General features: G+C 67.2%; 4 protein-coding genes. 2 read left to right on the top strand and 2 right to left on the bottom strand.

Going from position 1 to position 2,464, the window contains the following annotated elements; genetic code table 11:
- Positions 1 to 172 precede the first annotated feature (172 nt).
- Positions 173 to 991: an endo alpha-1,4 polygalactosaminidase gene (locus GTW43_RS02870; protein WP_161299967.1), complete on the bottom strand. Its 819-nt coding sequence runs from the start codon at positions 989 to 991 to the stop codon at positions 173 to 175.
- 73 nt (positions 992 to 1,064) lie between these two features.
- Between GTW43_RS02870 and GTW43_RS02865 the strand changes: the two genes are divergently transcribed.
- Complete coding sequence (locus GTW43_RS02865) at positions 1,065 to 1,589, top strand: hypothetical protein (protein WP_161299965.1); 525 nt, start codon at positions 1,065 to 1,067, stop codon at positions 1,587 to 1,589.
- Between the two features lie 213 nt (positions 1,590 to 1,802).
- On the opposite strand, the gene GTW43_RS37400 is transcribed toward GTW43_RS02865, so the two are convergent.
- Positions 1,803 to 2,153, bottom strand: coding sequence for a hypothetical protein (locus GTW43_RS37400; protein WP_237536358.1), 351 nt, complete (start codon positions 2,151 to 2,153; stop codon positions 1,803 to 1,805).
- A gap of 117 nt (positions 2,154 to 2,270) precedes the next feature.
- Here GTW43_RS37400 and GTW43_RS02855 point away from each other — a divergent pair.
- Positions 2,271 to 2,464, top strand: a 194-nt coding sequence (locus tag GTW43_RS02855; RefSeq protein WP_161299961.1) for an NAD-dependent epimerase/dehydratase family protein, incomplete at its 3' end; no start/stop codon positions are given.

The raw sequence follows: 2,464 nt of genomic DNA, 5'->3' as shown, positions 1-2,464 counted from the left end.
GCGCCGCCCGCCACCGCGAGCGCGGCGGCCGATCCACTGCGCAGGACGGTGCGGCGGGTCGGCGCACCTGGCCCACCAGGTGATGCAGTCATCGCCAACTCCCTTCAGAAGAACGGAAAGAAAGCCGCAGTGCGGTGCGAGCGGGCGCGGTTCACCGCCCCCGCTCGCGCCGTCAGCAGGTCTGGCGGACGTAACCGCTGCTGCCCGCGGGCGAGACGTCGACGTCCCGGCGCACGATGCTGAGCTGGTCGCCCCACGCCGCGCACGCCTTGCGCAGTCCGCCTGCGGAGTACTCGACGACCACCACGTCGTCGCCGTACTCGGCGGTGAAGTCACCGCACTCGTCGTAGGCGCCGCACTCCTCGACGACGGCGAAGTCGAGGCCGGTCTCCTTGCCCACGCCGGCCAGCTCGGCGGTGTTCTTCTGGGCGACGGCCAGGTCCTCGCCGTGCGCGTGGGTCGCGAGCAGGGCGATGTAGGCCGTGGCCTGCTGCGCCGTCAGGTAGTCGGGGAAGCGGGTGAAGCTGTCGTAGTTGTCGGGCTCGACGGCCTGGAATCCCTTGTCCGCACAGCCGTCGATCCAGCCGTTCACCTTGGCGGCGATCCGCTTCCGCTTGTCCGCGGTACGGATGTCGAGCACCGCCTCGCCCCAGTCGCCGTCGTAGACGACGTCTCCGTCGCCGTCGCGCAGGAGCAGGTCGTCGTCCCAGTCGCCTTCGGCGCCGGGCTGGGCCTGGAAGGCGTTGACGTAGCAGATGTTGTAGAGGCCGGGGGCGGCGGTGGCGCTGTGGTCCCGGCTGACGACCTCCACTCCTGGGGGCGGGGTGTACGCGCCGCCGATCTGGTAGTCGAATCCCGCGTGGGACGGCGGCAGGGACACCGCGGTCGGGCCGGCCGACGCCGACGAAGGAACGAGCAGGCAGGCCGCCGCTCCCACCGCGACGGCGGCGGACACGGTCATACGTCTGCGCATCACACGATCGAGGCTCATCACAGAGCTCCAGATGTGGTGGGCACGTCCCCGCCTCGGACGCGGAACGGCCCTGGCGACTCAGTCCGGGCTCATGGCGCAGGCCAACTACCGGCTAGGCGTACCTCTTCGCCGAGTGCTCGGCATCGGCGTGCCATGGAGTAAATCGAGCAGCGTCGACCGTGTCAAGAGCTCGAACATGAGCGAAGAAGGCCTGTATCGAGCAGAATCGCGCAAGCGCAGTGATCGTCTTCTCGTCTCGACTGTCGCCCGGGCGCGCCCGTCGGCCGAGGGTGCCCTTCCGTGGCGAGGCGCGCGCCTACCTGTCCCCGGGAGACCTCGGGGAGCGGCGTACCAGCTGATTGATGCCTTCCATGAGGAGAGCGACAACCACCACGGTGACGGCTCTCAACCAGAACGGGAAGTCGAATACCGCTCCGCAGACGAAGGCGACAGCGAACCCTGCGGCTATGGTCAGCAAGACAGGAAGGTTCTTTGCCTCGCTGTGCGTTCTCATTCGGGCCTCTCGAAAGTCAAGTGGGGCGTCTGCAAGATGTCGTGGACAGGAACAGCGGGCCGCATCATTCCCGTCTGCGGACATTCACTGAGCCGCTATTGACCGGAATGGCCTGAACCCGGCGTGACGGGAATTGACCCTAGCTTGGCCGGATCATTGCCTCCAAGCGCACGACAATGTGACCGTCGCCATACCGCGAAGCTGGAACGACACAGGCCCACAGCGCATCTACCGAGGGCTTTGGCTGCGGCCGAGATCCGGCATCGACGACGACGCGGTCCTCGCCGCAGCTCTCCTCGGCCCCTGGTCAAGTACTCATCGAATGATGCAGATGTCCGGCAACGACGCGTCGTCCTCAGCTTCCGCAGTGAGGACCTCTCGCGCCAGATGCCGGGCGCGATGCCATCCCGCATCGGTGAGCATCGCTGCTTTTGTCCACCGATCGACTCCCGAGTCCAGGCTCATCTCACTGAACGTCTCGTCGATCATCTGCAGACAGGGCAGCACCGCCGGACTGATCTGACCCTCTTCGACGAGTTGTCCAGCGAGCCCAAAAGCGTCGTCGAAGCCCAGGGCGATCTCGTCCGGTGCCACGCCGTATTTCTCCACCCACGCCACCTGGGCCGGTGCGGGCGCCGCGACGACGCGGACCGCCTCGATCAGCATGCGACGACGCGCTGAAGGACCAGGAATGCTCACACGGCTATCGTGGCACAGCATTCCTTATGGTCATCGTGGTCGGATGGCGGACGGGATCAGGGCAGTTGTCGAGGGAGAGCTCGTATGACGATGCTGATCGTGGGCGGATCCGGCTTCCTGGGTTCCGAACTGGTTCGCCAGGCAGTGCAGGCAGGGCACACGACCGTCGCGACGTACTCGACCGAGCCGGGCGACGCCACCCCGACCGCGTGGCGGCCTGTCGACCTGAGGGACGTCGCGGGCCTGGACGCGGCGCTGGCCGAGGTGAAACCGCGCAT

The sequence above is a fragment of the Streptomyces sp. SID5785 genome, assembly GCF_009870065.1.
Classification (GTDB): Bacteria; Actinomycetota; Actinomycetes; order Streptomycetales; family Streptomycetaceae; genus Streptomyces.
This window is presented reverse-complemented; position numbering and strand designations above follow the sequence as displayed.

Coding starts and splice junctions, on each gene's coding strand:
- GTW43_RS02870 (WP_161299967.1), bottom strand. CDS start 991: ATGAGCCTCGATCGTGTGATGCGCAGACGTATGACCGTGTCCGCCGCC.
- GTW43_RS37400 (WP_237536358.1), bottom strand. CDS start 2,153: ATGCTGATCGAGGCGGTCCGCGTCGTCGCGGCGCCCGCACCGGCCCAG.
- GTW43_RS02865 (WP_161299965.1), top strand. CDS start 1,065: ATGGCGCAGGCCAACTACCGGCTAGGCGTACCTCTTCGCCGAGTGCTC.